This is a genomic window from Mesorhizobium sp. B2-7-1 (genome assembly GCF_006440735.1).
Lineage (GTDB): Bacteria > Pseudomonadota > Alphaproteobacteria > Rhizobiales > Rhizobiaceae > Mesorhizobium.
Genome location: NZ_VFUA01000003.1, coordinates 122,376 through 144,956 on the forward strand (window position 1 = coordinate 122,376; position 22,581 = coordinate 144,956).

17 protein-coding genes are annotated in these 22,581 nt (G+C 66.0%); 4 read left to right on the forward strand and 13 right to left on the reverse strand.

All coding sequences use genetic code 11. The features are described 5' to 3' along the window. Window positions 1-325: 325 nt before the first annotated feature. From FJ471_RS02495 to FJ471_RS02510, 4 genes are all read left to right on the forward strand, one after another. On the forward strand, window positions 326-1,600 hold the full coding sequence (locus FJ471_RS02495) for an aspartate aminotransferase family protein (protein ID WP_181179103.1): 1,275 nt from the start codon (window positions 326-328) through the stop codon (window positions 1,598-1,600). 72 nt (window positions 1,601-1,672) lie between these two features. Further along, window positions 1,673-2,632: a TRAP transporter substrate-binding protein gene (locus FJ471_RS02500; RefSeq protein WP_181179105.1), complete on the forward strand. Its 960-nt coding sequence runs from the start codon at window positions 1,673-1,675 to the stop codon at window positions 2,630-2,632. A gap of 53 nt (window positions 2,633-2,685) precedes the next feature. After that, window positions 2,686-3,216, forward strand: a complete 531-nt coding sequence (locus FJ471_RS02505) for a TRAP transporter small permease (protein WP_140801588.1) — start codon at window positions 2,686-2,688, stop codon at window positions 3,214-3,216. Further along, the gene (locus tag FJ471_RS02510) at window positions 3,213-4,493 is read left to right on the forward strand and encodes a TRAP transporter large permease (protein WP_140801589.1); all 1,281 of its coding nucleotides are present in this window, start codon (window positions 3,213-3,215) and stop codon (window positions 4,491-4,493) included. The genes FJ471_RS02505 and FJ471_RS02510 overlap by 4 nt, the downstream gene beginning before the upstream one ends. Window positions 4,494-4,507: 14 nt before the next feature. Here the strand turns inward: FJ471_RS02510 and FJ471_RS02515 are convergent, their stop codons facing one another. The 13 genes from FJ471_RS02515 to FJ471_RS02580 all read right to left on the reverse strand — a co-directional run bounded on the left by FJ471_RS02515 (window position 4,508) and on the right by FJ471_RS02580 (window position 22,475). Continuing rightward, window positions 4,508-5,272, reverse strand: coding sequence for a sulfite exporter TauE/SafE family protein (locus FJ471_RS02515; RefSeq protein WP_140801590.1), 765 nt, complete (start codon window positions 5,270-5,272; stop codon window positions 4,508-4,510). Between the two features lie 55 nt (window positions 5,273-5,327). After that, window positions 5,328-5,609 carry a cupin domain-containing protein gene (locus FJ471_RS02520; RefSeq protein ID WP_140801591.1) on the reverse strand — a complete coding sequence of 94 codons (282 nt, stop codon included), beginning with the start codon at window positions 5,607-5,609 and terminating at the stop codon, window positions 5,328-5,330. Window positions 5,610-5,738: 129 nt separating this feature from the next. Further along, on the reverse strand, window positions 5,739-6,062 hold the full coding sequence (trxA, locus tag FJ471_RS02525; RefSeq protein ID WP_112097238.1) for a thioredoxin: 324 nt from the start codon (window positions 6,060-6,062) through the stop codon (window positions 5,739-5,741). 74 nt (window positions 6,063-6,136) lie between these two features. Then, a complete protein-coding gene (addA, locus tag FJ471_RS02530) occupies window positions 6,137-9,649 on the reverse strand; it encodes a double-strand break repair helicase AddA (RefSeq protein WP_140801592.1) in 3,513 nt (1,170 codons plus the stop codon). Continuing rightward, window positions 9,646-12,765: a double-strand break repair protein AddB gene (addB, locus tag FJ471_RS02535; RefSeq protein WP_140801593.1), complete on the reverse strand. Its 3,120-nt coding sequence runs from the start codon at window positions 12,763-12,765 to the stop codon at window positions 9,646-9,648. Before addB ends, addA begins: the two co-directional genes overlap by 4 nt. Further along, window positions 12,762-13,499 carry a nucleotidyltransferase family protein gene (locus tag FJ471_RS02540; protein WP_140801594.1) on the reverse strand — a complete coding sequence of 246 codons (738 nt, stop codon included), beginning with the start codon at window positions 13,497-13,499 and terminating at the stop codon, window positions 12,762-12,764. Before FJ471_RS02540 ends, addB begins: the two co-directional genes overlap by 4 nt. Beyond that, on the reverse strand, window positions 13,496-15,007 hold the full coding sequence (tsaE, locus tag FJ471_RS02545; protein ID WP_140801595.1) for a tRNA (adenosine(37)-N6)-threonylcarbamoyltransferase complex ATPase subunit type 1 TsaE: 1,512 nt from the start codon (window positions 15,005-15,007) through the stop codon (window positions 13,496-13,498). Before tsaE ends, FJ471_RS02540 begins: the two co-directional genes overlap by 4 nt. Window positions 15,008-15,017: 10 nt before the next feature. Next, window positions 15,018-17,597 (reverse strand): PAS domain-containing sensor histidine kinase, encoded by a 2,580-nt coding sequence (locus FJ471_RS02550; RefSeq protein WP_140801596.1) that lies wholly within the window; start codon window positions 17,595-17,597, stop codon window positions 15,018-15,020. 190 nt (window positions 17,598-17,787) lie between these two features. Next, a complete protein-coding gene (gene ahcY, locus FJ471_RS02555; protein ID WP_140801597.1) occupies window positions 17,788-19,188 on the reverse strand; it encodes an adenosylhomocysteinase in 1,401 nt (466 codons plus the stop codon). A 167-nt stretch (window positions 19,189-19,355) separates the two neighbouring features. Beyond that, window positions 19,356-19,652: an HPr family phosphocarrier protein gene (locus FJ471_RS02560; RefSeq protein ID WP_140801598.1), complete on the reverse strand. Its 297-nt coding sequence runs from the start codon at window positions 19,650-19,652 to the stop codon at window positions 19,356-19,358. Then, window positions 19,649-20,050 carry a PTS sugar transporter subunit IIA gene (locus tag FJ471_RS02565; protein ID WP_040986851.1) on the reverse strand — a complete coding sequence of 134 codons (402 nt, stop codon included), beginning with the start codon at window positions 20,048-20,050 and terminating at the stop codon, window positions 19,649-19,651. Before FJ471_RS02565 ends, FJ471_RS02560 begins: the two co-directional genes overlap by 4 nt. A gap of 164 nt (window positions 20,051-20,214) precedes the next feature. Then, the gene (locus tag FJ471_RS02575; RefSeq protein ID WP_140801599.1) at window positions 20,215-20,676 is read right to left on the reverse strand and encodes an HPr kinase/phosphorylase; all 462 of its coding nucleotides are present in this window, start codon (window positions 20,674-20,676) and stop codon (window positions 20,215-20,217) included. A gap of 14 nt (window positions 20,677-20,690) precedes the next feature. Beyond that, entirely contained in the window at window positions 20,691-22,475 is a 1,785-nt protein-coding gene (locus tag FJ471_RS02580; RefSeq protein ID WP_140801600.1) for a sensor histidine kinase, read from the reverse strand. Between the last annotated feature and the right edge of the window lie 106 nt (window positions 22,476-22,581).

Consider the following 22,581-nt stretch of genomic DNA (forward strand, 5'->3'; position numbering starts at 1 on the left):
CTGGAGTTTTCCTGTCCTGTGCTTTCGAGCCGCTTCAAATCGTTCCTCTTGTCCAATACGGACCGGCGATGGCCACCCGCCTGCCACGGCGATGGCCACCGGCTGCCGCTGCGCGCTTCCTGGGCCGGCGGCTTCCTCTCGGGCAAGGGATTCAACCCCACGGCGAATTCTCTAGCAGATCGAATGGCGCAGGTCATGACTCTTATCATTTATCGATAATCGATATTGACAGCTTTACCGACTTTCGCGATTGTCGCCCGACGTCAGACGGGCCGGGGTAATGTCACCAATCTTTTCGAGAGACTATGCGGCGGAGCTACCGAAGGTGGCTCACGGCAGCGGCGTCTATGTCTACGACACCGACGGCAAGGCCTATCTCGACGGCATGGGCAGCGCCGGCGTCGTCGGCATCGGCCATGGCCGGACCGAGATCTATCGCGCCCTGGCCGACGCCGGCAACAAGGTGACATTCGCCTACACGGCCACCTTCACCCACCCGTGGCAGGAACAGCTCGCCAGTTCGATCCTGTCGGTGGCGCCGAAGGGAATGGCATCGGTCTATTTCGTGTCCGGCGGCTCGGAAGCCAACGAGACCGCGTTGAAGCTGGCGCGGCAATACCACTTGGAGCGCGGCGACACGCAGCGCCACAAGATCATTTCGCGCTGGCAGAGCTACCATGGCGTCACCATCGCCACCCTCTCGCTGTCGGGGCGCACGAGCTGGCGCACGCCCTATTCGCCCTATCTGCTGCCGGTGGTGCATATTTCGCCGCCTTACGAATATCGCTGCGCCTATTGCCGCGACAATGGCGGCTGCACGCTGGATTGCGCCGACGAGCTGGAGCGCGCCATCAACCTTGAAGGCCCTGAGACGGTCGCGGCGTTCTTTGCCGAAACCATCGTCGGCACCACGGCTTCGGGCCTCGTGCCGCATAAGGATTACTACAAAAGGGTGCGCGAGGTCTGCGACCGCTACGGCATCCTGTTCGTAGCCGACGAAGTGCTCGCCGGCTATGGCCGCACCGGCGTTCCCTTCGCCATTGCCGACTGGGACGTCACCCCCGACATGATCACCTGCGGCAAGGCGATCGGCAGCGGCTACGCGCCGCTGGGCGCGGTGCTGGTCAACGACCGCATCACCGACTTCTTCCGCGACAACCGCAAGCGCTTCGTCCACGGCTTCACCTATAGCGGCCATCCGGCGTCCTGCTTCATCGGCCAGCAGGTCTTCGACATCATGTCGAGGGAAGGCCTGTTCGAACGGCCGGGCCAGATCGGACAATATCTTGCAAGCCGCCTGAGGCAGCTTCAGCAGCGCCATGCCTGTATCGGCGACGTGCGCGGCAGGGGGCTCTATGCCGGGGTGGAATTCGTCGCCGACCGCGCCACGCGCCAGCCTTTCCCGGTGGAAAAGGCGTTCACCTCGCGCTTGGTGGCCGGCATGCGCGAGCGCGGCGTGATCGTTGGCGGCGGCGTGCCGGGCGCCAATTTCGGCCAGGGCGGCGATCATATCCAGATCACGCCGCCATATATCGTCACGGAGGAAGAGATCGACGTCATCGTCGATACGCTCGAAGAGGTCATCACCGAGATCGTTTGAAGGTCACCAGCCGGAATGCCGTGGGAGGCAGGCCGAACTCGAAACCAACCACAAAGAAGAAGGGGAATTGCAATGCTCAAATCCATACTGGCGGCCGCCTGCATCGCGGCGCTGACCACCGTTTCCGCCCAGGCGGGCGTCACCATCAGGATCGGCGGCGCCGGTTCGCCCGACAGCCCCGACACCAAGGCCATGGAGGTGTTCAAGCAGAAGATGGAGGCGGAGCTGGGCAGCGACGTCTCGATCCAGCTTTTCCCGAGCTCGCAGCTCGGCACCGTCGACGAAATGGTCGAGCAGGTGAAAGGCGGCGTGCTGGAATGCATGTATGAAAGTGTCGGCGACCTCGGCTCCTTCCACCCGGCGGCCAATATCGAGGGCGTGGCCTATCTCTATCGCGACGAGGATCATTTCTTCCGCATCTGGCGCGGTCCGGTCGGCAAGGAGATCCTCGACGCCATCGCCAAGGATGCGGGCTTCCGCGTGCTTGGACCGGCCTTCCACGGCTTCCGCCAGTTCCTGCTGACCAAGCCGGCCGAAAGCCTGGCTGACCTGCAGGGCCGCAAGATCCGCGCGCCCGGCATTCCGGCCTACATTGCTTCCATCCAGGCGCTTGGGGCCAACCCCGCGACGGTGCCTTTCGAGGAAGTCTACACCGCTATCCAGCAAGGTGTCGTCGATGGCGTCGAGCAGCCCCTAGTGGCGATCAAGGACCAGCGCTTCTACGAAGTGGCCAAGCATCTGCTGATGACCAATCACATGGCGGAAACGATGGGCTTCATGTGCGGCGAACCGTGGTACCAGGGCCTCGACAAGCGGGTGCAGGACGCTTTCGCCAAGAGCGCCGACGCCAGCGCCGACTGGTATCGGGAATACACCGATTCCTCGCAGGCCAAGGTGCTGGAAGAGCTCGTCGCCCAGGGTGTCGTCGTCCATAAGCCCAACCTCGACGAATTCATCGCCAAGGCCGCGGCGGACTCGAAATACGACGCCGCCTTGCAGCCCTACATCGACAAGATCCGGGCGGTTAAGTAGCAACTGGCGCGCCCGCCCTTGCCTGGGCGGGCGGTTCCAGTCGGAGATGCTCCATGGCAAACCTGCTCGCATCCGTGGGTAACGGGTTGCGCCGCGTGCTTGGCTTCCTCGTCGGCGCGGCGCTGCTCGCGATCGTGCTTCTCGTCTGCATCCAGGTGTTCAGCCGCTATTTCATCGGCGCGCCGACGCCGGAGCTGGCCGAGATCTCGCGCATCCTGTTCATCTGGATGACGTTCCTTGGCGCCGCGCTGCTGGTGAGCCAGCGCCAGCTCATCGTGATTGACCTTTTGCATGACCGGCTGAGCAGCGGCATCTTTACCAGGCTGAAGGTTCTCGTGGACATCGCGACCGCGGTGTTTCTCGTTTCCCTAGCCGTCTACGCACGCCATCTGATGATCGTGGTCGGGCAGAAGATCGCGCCGGCGACGGGCATCAGCTTCGACTGGTTCTACGGCGCGTTGCTGGCCTTTTCGGTCCTCGGCCTGTTCTTCATCCTGGAGCGGCTGTTCGGCGCAAGCCGCGCCGGACAGGAAACGGTTCCGGCTGCCGAAAAGCCCGTCGCGCATGAAGGGGCCCGGTCATGATGATGCTGCTTGTGCTGTCGGTCGTGTTCCTGGTGCTCGCCTTGCTGGCGGTTCCCGTCGCCATCGCGCTCGGGCTTTCGGCCCTGCTGGTGATCGCCATCTGGGGCATGCCGGGCTTCATCCTCGCGCAGAAGATGGTCAACGGCATCGATTCCTTCCCGCTGCTTGCCGTGCCCTTTTTCATCCTGGCCGCCTCGGTGATGAACAGTGGCGGCATCACCACGCGCGTCGTCGACCTGTTCTCCTCCGCGCTCGGCCGCATTCGCGGCAGCTCGGGCGTCGTCAATATCGGCACCAACGTCTTTCTGGCCGGCATATCCGGTTCGGCTGTCGCCGACGCCTCGGCAAGCGGCGCGTTGCTGATCCCCGAAATGCGCAAGGACGGCTATTCCGGCGGCTTCGCGGCGGCGCTGACGGCCGGGGCCGCGGTGATCGGCCCGATCATCCCGCCCAGCATCCCGCTGGTGATCTATGGCGTCATCGCCCAGGTCTCCATCACCAAGCTTTTCGTCGGCGCCTACGTCCCCGGCATCCTCATTGCTTTGGCGCTGATCGCCTATGTGACCTCCTATGCCCGTAGGCACCAGCTTCGGGCGCGCGGACGGCCGTCATGGGGCACGATCGGCAAGCAGTTCAGGGGCAGCGCCTGGGCGCTGTCGATGCCGCTGCTCCTGGTCGTCGGCGCCAAGGGCGGTCTTTTCACGGTGACCGAGCTCGGCGCGGTGCTGGTGCTCTATGCCATCTTCATCGGCTGGGTCATCCATCGCGAGTTCAGCTGGCGGCAGTTTCCGAACCTGCTGACCGATGCGGGCCTGCAGACCGCCAACATCATGCTTGTCGTCGCGGTCTCGTCATTCATCGCCTACCTCGTCGTCGTCCACGGCATTCCGGCGGACATACAAAGCCTGCTCCACAATGCCGACCTGTCGCCGTGGGAGTTCCTGCTGCTGGTCAACGTGGTCTTCCTGGTGGCCGGGATGTTTCTGGATTCGACGCCGGCGACCATCATCCTCGTGCCGATCTTCCTGCCCGCGGCCAAGAGCTTCGGCGTCGATCCGACGCATTTCGGCCTGGTGATCGTGCTGAACCTGATGGTCGGCCTGATCCACCCGCCTCTGGGTCTCAACCTTCTCATCACCCAGTCGATCGCCAAGGTGCCGATGCGCGAGGTGATCTGGGCCAGCCTGCCGATCGTCGCGATCATCCTGGCCGTGCTGCTGATCATTACCTTCGTGCCGCAGACCGTGCTCTGGCTGCCGGGCGTGATGGGCCTGTAGCGCTTCGTTGTGGCTTACGCGGCCAGATGCATGGTGGCGGGCAATGCCAGCGACAGGCCGGACAGGAAAAGCAGCACAAAGACGATTTTTCGCATCGCCCGCGGCGACAGCGATGGCGGCCAGCGGCGCGCCGCGTAAGTCATCGCCATCACCGCCGGCACGGCCAGGATGAGCGCGACAGGCGACATGGTCGGCAGGTTGCCGCTTGCAACGACCATCGCAATCCGCACCACCTGCGCGGCGCCGAAGGCGGCGACCAGCGTTTCGCGAATGCGTTCATGCGGGAAGGGCTGCCGGAAGAGATGATAGACAAGCGGCGGGCCGCCGGTCGCGAACAGTCCGCTCATCAGGCCCGAGACGACGCCGAAGCCGACAAAGCTTGCGTCTGACGACCGTTTTGCCAAACCGGCAGGCCTGATAGCCAGTTGCAGGCTGGACAGCATGATGACCAGGCCAAGCCCGATTTTCAGCAGGTCGGCCCGTGCGTCCGCCAGCCATTCCAACAGGGCATAACCCACGAACAACGAAGGCAGGCTTGCGATCAGGATCAGCCGCAGCTCGCGACGCGCAACCTCGCGCCAGCCGCCCTGGATCAGCATTTGCGTGGCGTTGACCAGGGTGAGCATACCCACCATCGCGGCGGCGTCGGGCAGCGGCAACAGGCCGACAAGCGCGATCGCGCCCATCATCACCAGGCCGAAGGCGAAACCGGTCAGCGTCTGGACATAGGCGCCGACCGCCGCAAAGCCGGCAAACGCCACGAGAGGTGCTACACCCATGGCGTCCCGTACGACGCCGGGATGAGACGGCGCAAGCCGGCGATCACGGCTGGTCCTACTTCAGCTCGATCTCGATGAAGGCATATTCGCCGTCATTGGCGTTGATGACGTCGTGCTCGACGCCCTCGCGGCGGAAATAGGGCGCGCCTTTCTTCATCTCGGCGAAGGATTCGCCGTCACTGGTCACCAGCTTCACCTTGCCGTCCATCAGCGGCACGACGACATAATCGTGGCCGTGACGGTGCCAGCCGGTGTTGGCGCCCGGCGCGAAACGGTACTCGGTGACGATGACGCGCTCATTGTCGACGTGAACTGTGGCCTTGGCTGTCCCGGTCATGGCGCTCTCCTTTTTCTGAAGCAGAGAGTATGACGTGCCTACGTGCGAGGGCCAGAGCGCGTCGAGCCATGACGCCAAAGAAAAGCCCGGCGCGACGGCCGGGCTTTTTCTTCGACTATTTGGATTGGCTCAGGCGAGGCTGCCGTTGATCCAGTGCGACAGCGCGGTCTTCGGCGCGGCGCCCACCTTCATGTCGGCCACTTCACCGCCCTTGAAGATCATCAAGGTCGGGATCGAGCGCACGCCGAACTGCGCGGCAAGCTCGGGATTCTCGTCGATGTTGAGCTTGGCGATCTTGACCTTGCCGCCGAGTTCGGTGGCGATCTCTTCCAACGACGGGCCGATCATCTTGCAAGGGCCGCACCATTCGGCCCAAAAATCCACCACGACCGGCTCCTTGGCGTTGAGCACATCGGCCTGGAAATTGCCCTTGTCGACCTTGACGGTGGCCATGCTGAAATCCTTTCGAAAACTCGGGTTGCACCAAATGTGGTGGTTGTGGCGGCGATGTTCAAGCAGTTCTTGTGTCACGCTCCTGTGAGTCGGGCAAGGGCGTCGTCCATGACTGGGGCGGGCAGCTCGATCAGCCGCGGCGCCTCGGTGAACAGCAGCGCGGCTGTCACCTCGCGCCCCGGATAGAGCGGCTTAAGCAGCGCGCGGTAGAGCGCAAGCTGCAGCACATAGGCAGGCGGAACCTCCGCCAGGTTTTTGGGGGGCGGCCGATTGGTCTTGTAGTCGACGATCGAAACCTTCTCCGGCGTGACCGCCAGCCGGTCGATCTTGCCGGAAATCGAGCGCAGCTTGCCCTTCACCTCGAGGCTGCCCATCACCGCGACTTCCGCGCGCGAGGACGGCGAGAACAACGGGCCGAAGCGGTTGTCGGACAGGATCGACAGCACAGCCTCAAGCGCCTTGTCGCGCTCGCTATCAGGCCAGTCCGCGCCGGCGCGCGCCAGGTAACGCTCGGCCGCGCCCCGCCTCTCCGCCTCCGCGATGCCGGGCAACATCTGCAGCAATTTGTGCAGGGCAAGGCCGCGCACGACCGCAAAGCCGGGTTCGGCTGCGGCGTCGAGCACCGGCGAGCGCGTGTCGGGGGCGGCGTCCTTTGCCTCGTCGATCAGCGCCGAGGCGCCGGAAGGCGAAAGCGGCCGCGGCAGCTCCTCATAGGGCGGCAGCGGCCGGAACAGGGTGTCAGGCAGCGGCGCTGTGTGCTCGAACGGCCTTGCTTCGTCGACGCCGGTCAGCGCCACTGGCGGCAATTTGGTCATGTGGAACCGGTGCACGGCCACCTCGGCCGTCGCCGGATGCCGCCGCTCGGAACTCTCGGGCGCCCCCAACAGCGCCCGGCTGACGATCGAATGCCAGGTGCCGGGGCTGGGCTGGCGCTTGCCGTGATAGCCGCAGACGATCAGCCGGTCCTCGGCACGCGTCATGCCGACATAGAGCAGCCGCCGGTATTCGTCGTCCGCCAGTTCGCGCGCCCGGATCGAAGCCGCCTTCGAGACGCTGTTGGCGACATCACTGGCCGAGCGCCACAGATAGCCCTTGCCCCTCCACTGCGTCCCCGAACTCTCGAACGGCATCAGCCGCGGCAGATGCTGGTCGCTGAACGGCGCCGAGCCGCCATCGACCAGGAAGACGACCGGGGCTTCGAGGCCCTTGGCGGCGTGCACGGTCATGACGCGGACCTCGTCGCGCGTCTGGTCCATCTCGCGTTTGATCTCGGGACCGGCATTCTCCAGCGTCGACAGGAAGGATTCCAGGCCCGGCAGGCCGGTCCGTTCCTCGGCCAGGCAAAAACTCAGGAACTCGTCGAGGATGTCGCCGGCCTCGGGTCCCAGCCGCGCCGTCATCTTGCGGCGCAGCCCATCACGCGCCAGCACGGCGGCGTAGAATTCGAACACCGGCTTGAAGGCCACTTCGGTTGTCCAGCCATCGAGCCGGCTAACGACAGCGGCGAGGGAAACATCTTCGGCAGCATGTTGCCTGAGCGAGGCGATCAGCGACTGGCCCTTCGGCCTTTGGCCGGCAAGCGCCAGCAAGGTCTCCTCGGAGACCTCGAAGATCGGGCTGCGCAGCACCGCGGCCAACGAAAGATCGTCCTCCGGCTGGATCAGGAAATGCCCGAGCGCGATCAGGTCCTGCACCGCGATATGGCCGGGCAGGCTCAGCCTGTCCGCGCCGGCCACCGGGATCTGCCGGTTCTTCAGGCTGCGCGACAGCGCATGGACGAAGCGATCGCGCTTGCGCACCAGGACGAGGATGTCGCCGGCGGTCAGCTTCCTGCCCTTGCCTTCGATGACCTCGCCGTGCTTGAGCCAGGTCTGGATGGTCGTGGCCACATGCTCGGCCACGCGCACGGCGGGCGCGCTGGCATGGTTGACCGGCAAGGTCCAGTCGTCGGGCTCCTCGACCATCTCGGCGCCGATCGAGGGCCATACCTCGACATAGCCCGGCGCGTCATTGCGGATCGCCTTGTGGCTGAGCGGATCGGGATCGTGGCTGATGCCGCGCCTGACACCCGGCTCGGCGAAGACGCGGTCGACCGCGGCCAGCACGTCGTCGCTCGACCGGAACGACCAGGTGAGCTTCAGATTGGCGAAGGCGGCTTCGGCGTCGCGCACGCGCCCGGCGAACAACAGCCGGCTTTCGGCAAAGGAATCCGGTGCGGCGCCCTGGAAGGAATAAATCGACTGCTTCTCATCACCCACGGCAAAGATCGTGCGCGTCACCGCCTCGCGCTGGCCGAGCCCGGCAAAGAACTCTTCCGTCAGCTTCTTCACCACCTCCCATTGGTCCGGGCTGGTGTCCTGCGCCTCGTCGAGCAGGATATGGTCGATGCCCTGGTCGAGCTTGAACTGCACCCATGGCCCGGCATCGGGCCGCGACAAGAGGCTGACGGTGCGGGTGATGAGGTCGTTGAAGTCGAGGAAGCCCCGCCCGCGCTTCAACTGCTCGTAACGCGTAATCAGCCAGCCGGCGACGGTCAGCGCCGCCGCTGTCCCTTCGACCATGCGGAACAGCGCCAGCCGGTCGGTCACGTCGAGGATCGCCTTGGCCGCCGCAAGGTAGCGTTCCGGCAGATCCGGCAGCCGGTCGACCAGCGCCTTCTTGAAGATCTTGGGCGGCTCATAGGGGTCGCCATCGGCCTTAAGGAAGGCCTTTGCCAAGAGCCGCAGCCGGCGGATCGGGTCGGCTTCGGCGAATGCGCCTCGTGCGTAAGGGACGACGTTGTTCAGCACCTGCCGCGCGTCGGCGGCTTCGGCGGCCTGCGCGAATTCGGCGAACTGGCCGGGGTCGAAGCCGGGCAGCGGCCAGAGCGACGCGGCGATGCCCTCGCCCGTCTGTCCCGGCCTGAAGCCGAATTCGGCGAACAGCGGCCGGAAGTCCCGCTCCTTGCCGAGCTTGGCGATGAAGTCGCGCAGCTCGTCGCGCTTGCCGACGATCTCGCCAAGCAGCGAATCGAGACCGAACTCGCCGCCGCGCTCCAGCACGGTGGCGAAGGCTTCCGCCAGCCCTGCGGCGCCGGCGCCTGCGCCCGAGATCATGTCGCGGCGGGCATCGCCGAACAGCGAGGCCTCCATCTGCGGATCGAGCATCTCGAAATGAGCCGGGATGTTGGCTTCGAGCGGGAACTGGTGCAGCACGGATTCGCAGAAGGCGTGGATGGTCTGGATCTTCAGCCCGCCCGGCGTCTCGAGCGCCTCGGCGAACAATCGGCGCGCGCGCCGCATCATGTCGCGGTCGGCGCCGCGGCCGTCCAGCGCCGCGATCCTGACCGCCAGCTCCGCATCGGGCAGCGCCGTCCATTCCGACAGCGTCGAGAACACACGGTTCGACATGTTGGCGGCGGCAGCGCGCGTGTAGGTCAGGCACAGGATCTTCGACGGATCGGTGCCGTTGAGCAAGAGCCTAATCACGCGCTGCGCCAGCACATGCGTCTTGCCCGAGCCGGCATTGGCCGACACCCAGGCGGAATAGGCCGGATCGGAAGCGCGCGACTGGCTGGCGGCGGTATCGGAGGGGATCGGATATTTCATCCTTCCGCCTCGTCCTCGCTGGCGCCGCCAGCCGACCATTCGAGCACGCGCGCCAGATGGTCGTAGTCGCCGTCGGCTTCGCCCTCGCGGAAGGGCAGGGCGCGCGACAGATAGCCGGTGGTCGGGTCGGCATAGTGGAAGAGCAGCCGCTCCAGCCGCGCCCAGGCTTCCTCGGAGAGATCATTGGCGGTGCGGGGCTTGCGGTTGTATTCGAGGATCGATTCCTCGAATACCTCGCCGTTCGGTTTCAGCCGCACGAAGGCAAGCTGCGAGGGCTCGCGGATGCCGAGTTCCTTGAAGGCGCCGCGCCTGAGCAAGGCGCCCTCCAAAGCCAATTGCGGCGACAAGAGCGTGTGCGCCTGCGCTTTAGAGGGAGAGGAGCCGGTCTTGTAGTCGAGGATATCGGCCATGCCGCCGGCAAGCAGGTCGACGCGGTCGGCATAGCCGGAGAGCGTCACGCCGGTACGGCCGACCACCGTCTTCTCGGCGCGCTCCTCGGCATAGCGCCTCGCGACCGCATCGGCGCGGGTATGCTCCCATTCGATGATGTTTTCGGCGAGCTTTTCGAAACGCGGCCACCAGATAGCCTCGATATCCGGCGGAAGCTTTGCCTCGGCAAAGCAGACACGGCCGGCTTCGATGAGATTTGCCAGCGCGTTTGGCGCCCTTGGATTCTCCACCCGCCGCGAAAACAGGTGCAGGATCTCGTGGAACAGCGTGCCGCGCTCGGCCGCACCTGGATCGCGGATCAATGGCTCCAGTGGCGAGAGCCCGAGGATGCGCCGCGCGTAGACCGCGTAGGGGTCGCGGCGCAAAGTCTCGATCTCGGTGACCGAGAAATGCTGCGGCCGCATGCTGAGCGGCGGCTTGGGCTGCGGGCGTGGGGCAAAATCCTTCTTCTCGCCGGCATCGAGCGCGCGCGCCCAGGCAAGCAGCGCGTCGCCGCGTCCGCGCAGTGCTGCCACCGGCTCCTTGCCGATGAAGGTCAGCATGCGCTGCAGCCAGCGCGACGGAACCGCCGGCGCGTCGCCGGAGCGGGCCGACCGGGTCAGCACCACTTCGCCGGCGCCCATCGCCATCTGGAAATCATGCGCGGCAAGGCCGATGCGCCGTTCCGGCGGTTCGAGGTCGATGCCGGTCTTCATCAGCCGCGACATGAAGCGGTCGCTCTCGGGCTTGCGCGGCCAGACCCCTTCATTGAGCCCGCCGATGACCAGCGTGTCGACATCTTGCAACCGGGCTTCCAGGGCGCCCCAGATGGCGATGTTGCGGTCGGTGCCCTGCGCCGGCTTCACCGTCTCCGGCGCGATCAGCGCCTCCATCACGTCGGGCCATTCCGAAGCGGCGAAGGTGAAGGACGAGGTCGCCGCCACCAGCCCGCGCAGCAGCTCGGCCAGCTTTTCGCCGGCGTCGCCGGCATAGAGGTCGGCCAGATTGCCATCGGCTGCGCGGCCCAGCTCCTCCAGCGCGACAACGCTGGCGCGCGTCAGCGTCGCGATGTCGGCGTCTTTCTCGTCGCGCATCGTGGTGAGCGGCAAGAGCGCGTCTGTAAGGCGGCTAAGCATAGCTCGCGCCTGCTCGATGCCGCGGACCGACAGGCGTGAAAACCAGAAAGGCTGCCTCGTGTCGCCGCTCAGCTCCGCAAGCCGTGTCTCGAAAAGCGCGCCGAGCGATGCGACGTCGGGCCGGCCCGTGCCGCCGCGCAGCGCCACCAGTTCGACCAGTTCGGCGGCCTTGCGCACGCTCTGGCGCTCAAGGCCGAGCCCGAGCATCGGATGCTTGAGCAGGGCGAGCAGGCCGACCGGATCGCCGGGCCGGAATGCCGCGCTCAGCGCGAGCCTGAGCAGGCTGGCGGCCGGCGTGTTGATGAGCGGCGCGCCGCCGGAATCGTCGGCGACGACGCCGAAGCGCAGAAGCTCGGCCGACACGCGCCGCGCCAGCGCCCGGTCGCCGGTGACGAGCGCCGCGCGCTTGCCAGGGATCTCCACGGCGCGCTTCAACGCGATGGCGATTGCCGCCGCCTCGTCGCGCTCGTTCGCCGCCTCCACCAGCGTCACGCCGGCAAGCGCCTGTTCGATGTCATCTGCCGTGAAACGCGGCCGCGTCTCGGTCCAGTATTCGGTGGTTTCGGCCGGCCGCAGCGCTTCGCCGAGAAGGGCCGCGCGCAACGAAAGCGGCGGCGGCGCGGCGACGATATCCTCGACATCGTGGCGCAAAATGCCAATGCCGCCGATCAGCTTGGCGAGGCCGTATTGTGGATGGCCGAGTGTTGCCGGACGCGCGCCGGGCGCCGTGATCGCTGCGAATGATGCGTCGTCCAGCTCGCGATCGAGCCCGGGCAGGACGACGGCGCCGTTGGGCAGACCGGCGATCATTGCAAGCAGTTCCGCCGTGGCGGGGATGGAGCCGGTCGAACCGGCGGCGATCACCGGCCCGGCGGGCGGATTGCGCTTCAGCCGCGCCGCTTCCAGCCGGATCAGCGCGCTGCGATGCGCGGCCGGATTGGAGCGGTTGCGCTCCTTGAGCAATTCCGGCCAGTTGCCGGTGACGATGCCGAGGAAATCGAGCGTCACCTGCCACCATCCGGCGAGGTTACCGGGGACCAGCGTCGCCAGCTTCGCCCAATCCGTGCCCTCGGTCTCGATCTCGTCCATCAGCCGCGCGAGGTCGCGCGCTAGCCAGATGGCGTCGGCGGCCGAGGTCGGCACGACGAACTCCTCGTTGAACCGCTCCCTGACATGCGCCGGCAGGCTTTCCTTCCACGCGCGCACCAGCGGCGCCAGCAAGAGCAGCCGTTCCTGCGCGGCTATCGGCGGCGCAAGCTCGATGGCAGGTGCTGCCTCCGCGTCGAAGGCCGCCTCGTCCTCGTCGAACTCGCCGAGCGGCCGCACCGTCGGCAGGATCGCCGATCGTTGACCGAGCATGTCGACGAAAGCGCCGCGCAGCGCCCGCGCCGCGCGGCGTGTCGGCACATAGATGGTGGCGTCGGCAAGCGCCAGCGGGTCGCCGTCGAAGCGGAAGCCGGGGATCAGCCGGCCGTCGAGCAAAGCCTCCGCCAGCGTCGGCAGGAACGGCGCTCCGGGTGGGATGGAAAAGACGCGGCGCGAGCCGCTCATATCGCTTTCGCGAGGGCGCCGGCGACCGCCGCTTCGGCCGCCGGAATGGCGTCAGGCGTGCCGACGGTGATCCAGCGTCCGTTCATCTTCATGCCGAACAGGCGTCCGGCGGCGATCGCCCGGTCGAAATAGAGATTGAGCGAATGCGAGCCGGTGGGAGCATCCTTGAAGATACGCGGATGGATGATCGCGGCGCCGGCATAGATGAGCCCCGTCGGATCACCCTTCGAGCGCGTAAGCGCGCCGTCCGGCGCCACCAGGAAATCGGTGCCGACGCAATGCCCGGTCGCCGAGTCGAGATCGGTAAGCATCAGCAGAATATCCATCCTGGCGGCGTCCCATGCAAGGGCAAGGCGCTCGATGCTGGGCTGACCGCTGTCGATCCAGAAGGTATCGGCGTTGATGATGTAGAAGGGCTCGTTGCCAAGCAGGGGCAGCGCCTTGACGATGCCGCCCGCCGATTCCAGCAGCGCCTCGCGTTCGTCGGAGATGACGATCTGCGGCGCCCTGCGGCCGGCGACATGGGCGACGATCTGCTCGGGCAGGTAGTGCACGTTGACGATCGCCCTGGCGATGCCGGCGGCTTCCAGGCTGTCCAGTCCCCAGTCGAGCAAGGTCTTGCCGGCGATCTTCACCAGCGGCTTGGGCATCGTATCGGTGATCGGCCGCATGCGCTTGCCGAGCCCGGCCGCCAGCACCATCGCGGTCGTCGGCGTCGTGGTGGGAGGCTTCATGGGACCCGTTCCTCGAGCAGGCCGTGGGCCATGTAGAAATCTTTCAAATCGGCCAATGCCGGATGCGCCAGCGCCCGCCTCAGATAGTCGCGGATGCGCGGCAGGTGTTTCAGATAGTAAGGCTTGCCGTCGCGCTTTTCGAGCCGCACGAAGATGCCGAGGATCTTCGAATTGCGCTGCGCCGCCATGATCGCGTAGGCCTCGGCGAAACTGGCCTCGTCGAAGGTGCCGGCGGCGCGCCGCGCCGCGACATAGGCCGCCACCGTCCGCCGCTCGATCTCGGGCGAGACGGTGACGCGCGCATCCATGGCCAAAGAGGCGACATCATAGGCGGCAGGCCCGATCAGCGCGTCCTGGACGTCGACGATGCCGAGCCGGTCGAGACCGGACCGCTCCGCGCGCCAGATGATGTTGGGCGAATGGAAGTCGCGCAGCATCAGCGTGTATTCGCGGCCCGCGAGGCGGTCGAGAAGGGCGTTCCATACCTGGTGATAGCCTGCCCGCAACGCGTCGTTTGCCGGCTCGCCGGTGATCCAGGGCACATACCAGTCGACCAGCAGGTCGGCCTCGATCAGCATGGCGTCGCGATCGAAAGGCGGCACCTCGTGGACCACGCCCGGCGCCGCTTCCATGTGCGCGGGCCAGACCTTGCCATGGATCATGGCCAGCAGTTCCGCCGCTGCCTCGTAGCGTCCGGCGATGGGCCGGCCGTCGTGACCAAGAAAACCTTCCGAGCCGAGATGTTCGATGAGCAGAAAGCCCTGGTCGAGGTCCTGGGCATGGATTACCGGTACGCTGACGCCGTTCGCAAGCAGCGCCCGGTCGATGGCGAGGAAGGCGGCGACGGATTGGGCCGTATGGGCGATCACCGCATAGGGCTTGCCGTCGCGCACCGGCGGCCCGAGCACCAGGCGTGGCGAATTCATCAGCACGCGCGGCGCCTGGCCGGGCAATGAGACGATTTCATAAGAGCGGGCGGAGGCATCGCCGACGAAATGGCGGCGGCTGGCTTCGTCCCATCCGGCCGCGGCCAGGAAATCGCGCATCGCCAGCGACCGCGCCACGCGTTCGAGGACCGGTCCCTGTCCGGACAATCTCGCCACGCGGCTTTCGCCATGTTCGGCCAGATCGACCCACAGCGCGTTTTCCGGCAAGCGCTCCGCGGCCCGTTCAGGCCATTCGATGAGCGCCGCGCCTTGGCTGAGGGCATCGTCGAGGCCGAGCTCGTCGAGCTCGTCCGGTGAGGAGAGGCGGTAGAGGTCGAAATGATGCACCGGAACGCGCGTCTCGTAGCTCTGCACCAGCGTGAAGGTCGGGCTAGGCACTTCGAGGCCGGTGTCGTCGGCAAGCGCCCGGATCAGCGCGCGGGCCAGCGTCGACTTGCCGGCGCCGAGATCGCCTCTCAGCGCGATCGCGTCGCCGGCGCGCAAAGCCATGGCGAGGTCCTCGCCAAGCCTTGCCGTTGCCGCCTCGTCGGCGAGAAAACGCTCCAGCACCATCCCCGTCATATAGGCCGCGCTACTCGGCCGCGTCGCGGATGCCCGCCGGCGTATCCGGAATACCCGAAGGCTTGTCCGGGAAGGTGCAGATCACCGTGGTGCCCTTGTCCTGGCCGGTCTCGATGCGCACGGTTCCGCCATGCAGTTCGACGAAGCTCTTGACGATCGAGAGCCCGAGCCCCGCGCCGCGCCGCCGCCCGCCATTGGCGCGCGGCTCGAAGCGGCGGAAGACTGAGTCCAGCACGTCTGGTGGCATGCCGGGGCCGTCGTCATGCACCGAGAATTCGACGCTGTCGGCCAGCCGGCGGCAGGTGAGCCGGATCGTGCTCGCCTCCGGCGCATAGTTCGCGGCGTTGCTGAGCAGGTTGTAGAGGATCTGGCGGATGCGGGTCTCGTCGCCGTGGAAGCTCGCCGGCGCCTCCGCCGCATCGATCTCGAGCTTGATTCGGTGCTCGTCCAGCCGGTCGGCGACCAGTTCGGCGGCCGCGGCGATGGTCCGGTCGATGTTCATCTCGGAGATGTCGAGCTGCATGATGCCGGCATCGACGGTCGCCAGGTCGAGGATATCGTTGACGATGGTGAGCAGCACCGATGACGACGAGCCGACATGCTCGACATATTCGCGCTGCTTCGGCGTCAGCGGCCCGGTCGCGGGCAGCGACAGAAGCTCGGTGAAGCCGATGATGTTGGTCAGCGGCGAGCGCAGCTCATAGGACACGTGCTGCACGAATTCGTTCTTCAGCTGGTCGGATTTCTCCAGCGCCTCGTTCCTGTCCTTCAACGCCCGTTCGACATTGACGGTGTCGGTGACGTCGACGAAGGTGATCATCACCTGGCCGTTGGGCAGGTGGATCACCGCGTAGCTCAGCACCGTGCCGTCGACGAGCTCGACCTGGCCGCGGCGGTCGCGGCGCTCGTCGTCGAAGCCGGTGACCGCGGCGACGAAGCCGCCCCACGGGCTGTTCGCGGCACGCTGGTTGCACAGGTCGCGGATCGCCGAAACATGGACGTTCGGCTTGACCGCTTCGACCGCCAGCCCCCACAGCGCGACGAAGGCGGGATTGGACAGGCGCAGCCGCCCGTCCGGACCGAACACGGCCACCCCCTCCGCCAGATTGTCCAGCGTCTCGCCCTGCACCCGCACGGCGGTCTGGTAGCGGCTTTCGAGGTCCATCTTCTCGGTCAGGTTCTCGAACACCCAGGTGACGCCGCCCTTCGGCTGCGGATTCGCCACCACGCGGATCGTCTTGCCGTCCGGCAGGTGCCACCAGTGTTCCTGCGGTTCGACGGCGCGATAGGCGCTGAGCAGGGTTTCCTTCCAGCGCCGCCATTCCGGCTGCTCGGCGATCTTGCCTTCCGAGCGCAGCCTGTCGAGCAGCAGCGTGTTGGAGGGGGCGCTGAGCAGGAAGCCCGAGTCGAGCCCCCACAGCTTCTGGAAGGCCTGATTGAAGAAGCGCAGCTTTTCCTCGGTGTCGAAGATCGCCACGGCGGTGTTCAATTGGTCGAGCGTGTCGGCATGGCTGCGCACGGTACGTTCATATTCGGCGCGGATCGCCTCGGCGGCGCTGGTGTCGCAGGCAAGCCCCGCCGAACCGTCGGCGCCGGCGAAGTCGGTGACCGCGAACATGCGGCGATCGCCTTCGATCACGGTGGAAAGCGTCTGTTCGAACACCGGGCGCGACTTATGCTGCTCGGCGATCTGCTCGCGAGCCTGACCGCCAAGGAATTCCTTCGCGTCGCGCACGGCGGTGGCCGCGCTTTCCGCCTCTACCGCCTCTGCATAGGCGCGGTTGACCCATTGCAATCGACCGTCCGCGGCGCGCAGCCACGTCGGCATCTTCAACACGTCGAGCAGACCGACCAGGGTGTCGTAGTCGGTGCTGAGCCGCTGGTTCTCGATCTTCAGCCTGGCCTGGCTGCGCAGCGTCTCCGACAGCGACACGAAGCGCACCAAGACATGCGCCGCGCTCTTGCGGCCATGCACTTCCAGCGGCACGCCGGCCTGCGTTTCGATGACCAGGTCGAAGGCCTTCGCCTGTTCGCGCAGCGCGGCAACCGCGTGCTCCAGCGCCGCCGCCGAGCGCGGCATCAGCCAGCGGCCGAAGGCGAGGAAGGCGGACCTGTCGTCGGGCGCGCCGCTTTCCAGCGGCAGGCTGCCGATGAGCTCGGGCTTCTTGTTGTCCGTGGTCCAGACCACCAGGCGTTGGTCGCGCAGGTTGAGCAGCGCCTCGGAACGCTGCAGCGCAGCGTTGACGTCGGCGATGCGGGCCCTGAGCTGGACATTCTGCGAGGCGGTGCGGGTGCGCTCGCGGATCAGGAAGATGGCCGAGACGAGCGCGGCGCCCATGACGCCGACGAACATGGCGAGCTGCATGACCTCGACGGTGCTGACGGGCGCTGCGGCCTTTCCCGGAATGCCCGTCTCGGCGTGGGCGGCAAACGCCAGCAGCGGGCCGGCAAGCGCCGAGGTGGCAAGAAGCGAGGCCAGCCGCAAGCCGGCACGCAAACCGCCGCCGCTCACGGCGGGGCCGGCCTCGTTCGAATCCTCATGGCCGCCGGAAACGGCCTTTCCCGCGCGTGGCGGGTAATCCCCCGGCATGTCTTGGTCCTCTTCGCCGCTTGAATGCAAGACCGCCCTGAATGCGTCCCCGGCCCAACATGTCCCCGGACCGCGAATCACAACAATAACGCTTGCCGGAATCGGCGTGAAGAATCATTGGCGCAAAAAATAAAGCCGGGCGGAAAGTCAACCACCCGGCTTCAATATCTGGTAGATAATTTCACTTTGGTTAATAGCGGTAGTGTTCCGGCTTGTACGGACCCTGCGTCGTCACACCGATATAGGCGGCCTGTTCGCCGGACAGCTCCGTGAGCTTGGCGCCGAGCTTGTCGAGATGCAGCCGCGCCACCTTCTCGTCGAGGTGCTTGGGCAGCACATAGACCTGGTTCTGATACTGGCCGTGCTTGGTGAAAAGCTCGATCTGCGCCAGCACCTGGTTGGTGAACGAGGCCGACATGACGAAGCTCGGATGCCCGGTGGCGTTGCCGAGGTTGAGCAGGCGGCCCTCCGACAGGAGGATCATCCGCTTGCCGTCCGGGAAGGTGATCAGGTCGACCTGCGGCTTGACGTTGGTCCATTTCAGGTTGCGCAGCGAGGCCACCTGGATCTCGTTGTCGAAGTGGCCGATATTGCCGACGATCACCATGTCCTTCATCGACCGCATATGGTCGAGCGTGACGACATCCTTGTTGCCGGTGGTGGTGATGACGATGTCGGCGTTGGGGGCGGCGTCTTCGAGCGTCACCACCTCATAGCCGTCCATCGCCGCCTGCAGCGCGCAGATCGGGTCGACCTCGGTGACCTTGACGCGGGCGCCGGCGCCGCGCAGCGAGGCCGACGAGCCCTTGCCGACGTCGCCATAGCCGCAGACCACCGCGACCTTGCCGGCCATCATCGTGTCGGTGCCGCGGCGGATGCCGTCGACCAGCGATTCCTTGCAGCCGTACTTGTTGTCGAATTTCGACTTGGTGACGGAATCGTTGACGTTGATCGCCGGGAAAGGCAGCAGGCCCTTCTTCTGCAACTGGTAGAGGCGGTTGACGCCGGTGGTGGTCTCCTCGGTCACGCCGCGGATCGCTTCGCGCTGCTTGGTGAAGAAGCCGGGCGAGGCCTTCAGGCGCTTCTTGATCTGGGCGAACAGGATCTCTTCCTCCTCGCTGCCGGGATTGGACAGAACGTCCTCGCCGGCCTCGGCGCGCGCGCCGAGCAGGATGTACATGGTGGCGTCGCCGCCATCGTCCAAGATCATGTTGGAGGTGCCGCCGTCGGTCCACTGGAAGATGCGGTCGGTGTAGGTCCAGTAGTCCTCGAGCGTCTCGCCCTTGATGGCGAACACCGGGATGCCGGCCTCGGCGATCGCCGCGGCCGCGTGGTCCTGCGTCGAGAAGATGTTGCAGGAGGCCCAGCGGATGTCGGCGCCCAGTACCTTCAGCGTTTCGATCAGCACTGCCGTCTGGATCGTCATATGCAGCGAGCCGGTGATGCGCGCGCCCTTGAGCGGCTGCTTGGCGCCGAACTCCTCGCGGCAGGCCATCAGGCCCGGCATTTCGGTTTCGGCGATCTCGATCTCCTTGCGGCCCCAGCCGGCAAGCGAGATGTCGGCGACCACATAGTCCTTGCTACCCGTCATGGCAGTGCTCCGGTGTGATTTTTTCTCAAAGGCGCGCCGACGCCGGGAGGCGCATGAGAGGGCGCGATTGCCGGCCTGACTAGCAGATCGGCCGCCGCACGACAATGGGACATAAAGAAATCTTTATGCGCGCATGTCTTGGAAGCGCGAAGATGTGAAGCCGGGGACTAGATTTCCTCGCCGAAACGCGAGGCGACCAGCTGCTCCAGCGCGTCCATGGCCGGCACGGCTTCCGGACCGCTGGCGATGACACGGATCGAATAGCCCGGGCTCGCCGCCAGCATCATCAGGCCCATGATCGAGGTGCCGCCGACCTTCACGCCGTCCTTCTCGACATGGATGGTGGCGTCGAAGCCGCTGGCGACCTGGACGAACTTGGCGGAAGCGCGGGCATGCAGGCCGCGCTGATTGATGATCGGGAATTCCCGCACCACCTCATTCGTCGCCGATGCCGGTGCGTTCATTTGCTGCTCAGGAGCTGGCTGGCGACGTTGATGTATTTGCGGCCCGCCGCCTGCGCCTCGTCGAGCGCGGCGGTCATGTTGTCGCCTTTGCGGATCGACGAGAGCTTGATCAGCATCGGCAGGTTCATGCCGGCGATGACCTCGGTGCGGCCGGATTCCATCACCGAGATGGCGAGGTTGGAGGGCGTGCCGCCGAACATGTCGGTGAGCACGATGACGCCGGCGCCGGTGTCGACGCGCGCCACGGCGTCGACAATGTCGGCCCGGCGCTGCTCCATGTCGTCGTCTGCGCCGATCGCCACGGTTTCGAAATTGTCTTGCGGCCCGACGACATGCTCGACTGCATGCCGGAACTCGGTGGCGAGTTGACCGTGCGTCACGAGCACGAGTCCGATCATTCTCTGGTGGCTCCCGTCATCGCCGCTTCACAGGCGTATCTTATGTTCGCCAGCCATTCCAGGCGGCGGGAGCGCTATCTTGTCGACGCACGGCCGGTTGACAAGCCCAAAATTGCGGCAGCTCGGGCCATTTTGACGCATCGCAGCAAAAAACCCGGGCCGGATCACGAAAAAGGCTGGATCGACAATCGCGCCATCAGCATGGGCAGCGCGGCCGCGACATTCTGCCTGGCGACGTCGATGCGGGGCAGCCGGCATCCGTCGATCGTCTCCGTGGTCTCGTCCTGCAGACGCGCCATGTCGGCCGGTTCGACAAGCCGCACCACGAGGTCGATCACGGCGGCCGGCTCGAAAGCCAGCGGTCGCGGTCCGATGCCATGCACCTCGGCGAGGCCGGCGATGCTTGCCGGCGCGCGGCACAGCAGCCGGCCGCCACGCGCGTCCGAAAACAACTGGTCGTCTCCGACCAGCCGGGAAAACGTCCCGCGGGTTCGGCAATGATCGAGGAGCGCCAGGGCCAGCGTCGTCTTGCCGGCGCCCGACGGCCCGGTGATCAGCACGCCGCGCTCGCCGATCAGGATGGCCGTCCCATGGATGTTGCGGAGCTTAGCGGCGGCGGCTGGCATGGTCGGTTCGGCGATCAGCCTTCCGCGGGCAGCGTCACCACGAAGCGCGCGCCCTTGATCTCGCCGGGCTTGGTGCCGGGAATGTTCTCGGCCGTCAGCGTGCCGCCATGCGCCTCGACGATCTGGCGGCTGATCGACAGCCCGAGGCCGGAGTTCTGGCCGAACGCCTCGCCGGCCGGCCGGTCGGTGTAGAAGCGCTCGAAGATGCGGTCGATCTTCTCGGCCCGGATACCCGGGCCGTTATCGTCGACGGTGATGATGTTGAACTTGCCCGCGCGGGCCAATGAGATCGCTATATGGCCATGCTCGTCGGGCACGAAGGAGCGCGCGTTCTCGATCAGGTTGGTGATGACCTGGCCGATCCTGAGGTCATGGCCGGCAACGACATAACCCTTGGCGCCGGCCGGCAGCTTGGCGACCTTGAGCTCGATCTCGACCGCCTTCTTGTTGCGCGTCGTCTCGCGCGAGACCGCGACGAGGTCGGTGACGAACTTCTTCAGGTCGACGGTCGCCGCATCCTCGCGCGCGAGCTCGGCGTCGAGCCGCGATGCGTCGGAGATGTCGGTGATCAGGCGGTCGAGCCGCCTCACATCGTGCTGGATGATCTCCATCAGACGCGCGCGCGACGTATCGTTTTTCGCCAAGGGCAGCGTCTCGACCGCGCTGCGCAGCGACGTCAGCGGGTTCTTCAACTCGTGCGAGACGTCCGCCGCGAAGCTCTCGATCGCCTCGATTCTTGCGTACAGCGCATTCGTCATGTCGCGCACGGCAATGGACAAATTGCCGATCTCGTCCTGCCGGTCGGAGAAATCCGGGATTTCCTCGCGGTTCTTGACGCCGCGCCGCACCCGGACCGCGGCGGCGGAGAGCCGGCGCAGCGGATTGGCGATGGTGGACGCCAGAAGCATCGACAGGATCGCGGTGACGAGGGCCGCCACCCCGAATACGCGCAGGATCGCCTTGCGCTCGGCCGCGACGATCTTGTCGATGTCGCCGCCTTCGGTGGACAGCATCAGCACGCCGAGCACGGCGCGAAAACGCTGGATCGGCACCGCGACGGAGACGATCTGCTCGCCCTGCTCGCTCACCCGCACGATGGTCGAGGGGCTGCCGGTCAGCGCCTTGACCACTTCCGGAAAGGCCGCGCCATTGCCGCCGGGCTGCTCGTGATAGACCGGCAGGTCCTTGTTGCGGAAGAAGTCGAAGATGAATTTCTCGACCCGTTCCAAGAGGTCCGGCTGCTCGTCCTCGACCGGCGGCAGATCGTAGCGCAGGATCTGGCCGCGCGAATAGAGATGCCGCGAATCGAGCAGCAGGTTGGCGTCGCGGTCATAGATGCGGGCGCGTGTGCGCGTCGGCGAGATCAGACGCCTGAGCACCGGCGCGACGCGTTCCGGATTGATCGGGAAGTCGAGATTGTCGAGCTGGTCCGAACCCGGTCCAAGGCTCTCGCCGGCCTGCAACTCCAGCAGCTTTTCCGGGTCGATGCTGATCGAATCGGTCTCGACGGTCGCCGAAGCCGCGATCGCGCCGGCGATGATCTCGCCCTGCGTCATCAGGCTTTCGACGCGCGCGTCGATCAGCCCGTCGCGGAAAGTGTTGAGATAAAGGATGCCGGTGACCAGCACGGCAAGGCCGGCCAGGTTCAGGAACAGGATGCGCCGCGTCAGGCTGGAGAAGATGTGATGGCCGAGGAACCGGCGCATCGGCACCGTGAATTTCGACACGAAGGCGGGCACGATCCGCGATGGGCGCCTTGCCGCGCCCGCCCGTCTGCCTCGCTCTACTTCCACTGCCATCGAATAGCAGGCCCTGCCTGGTTGGTGAGTAGTAGGTAGTGAGTAGGCAGTAGGCAGCAGGGAAAAGAGAAAGGTTGGCTTGCCGCGGCTATGCACCAGGCCGCTC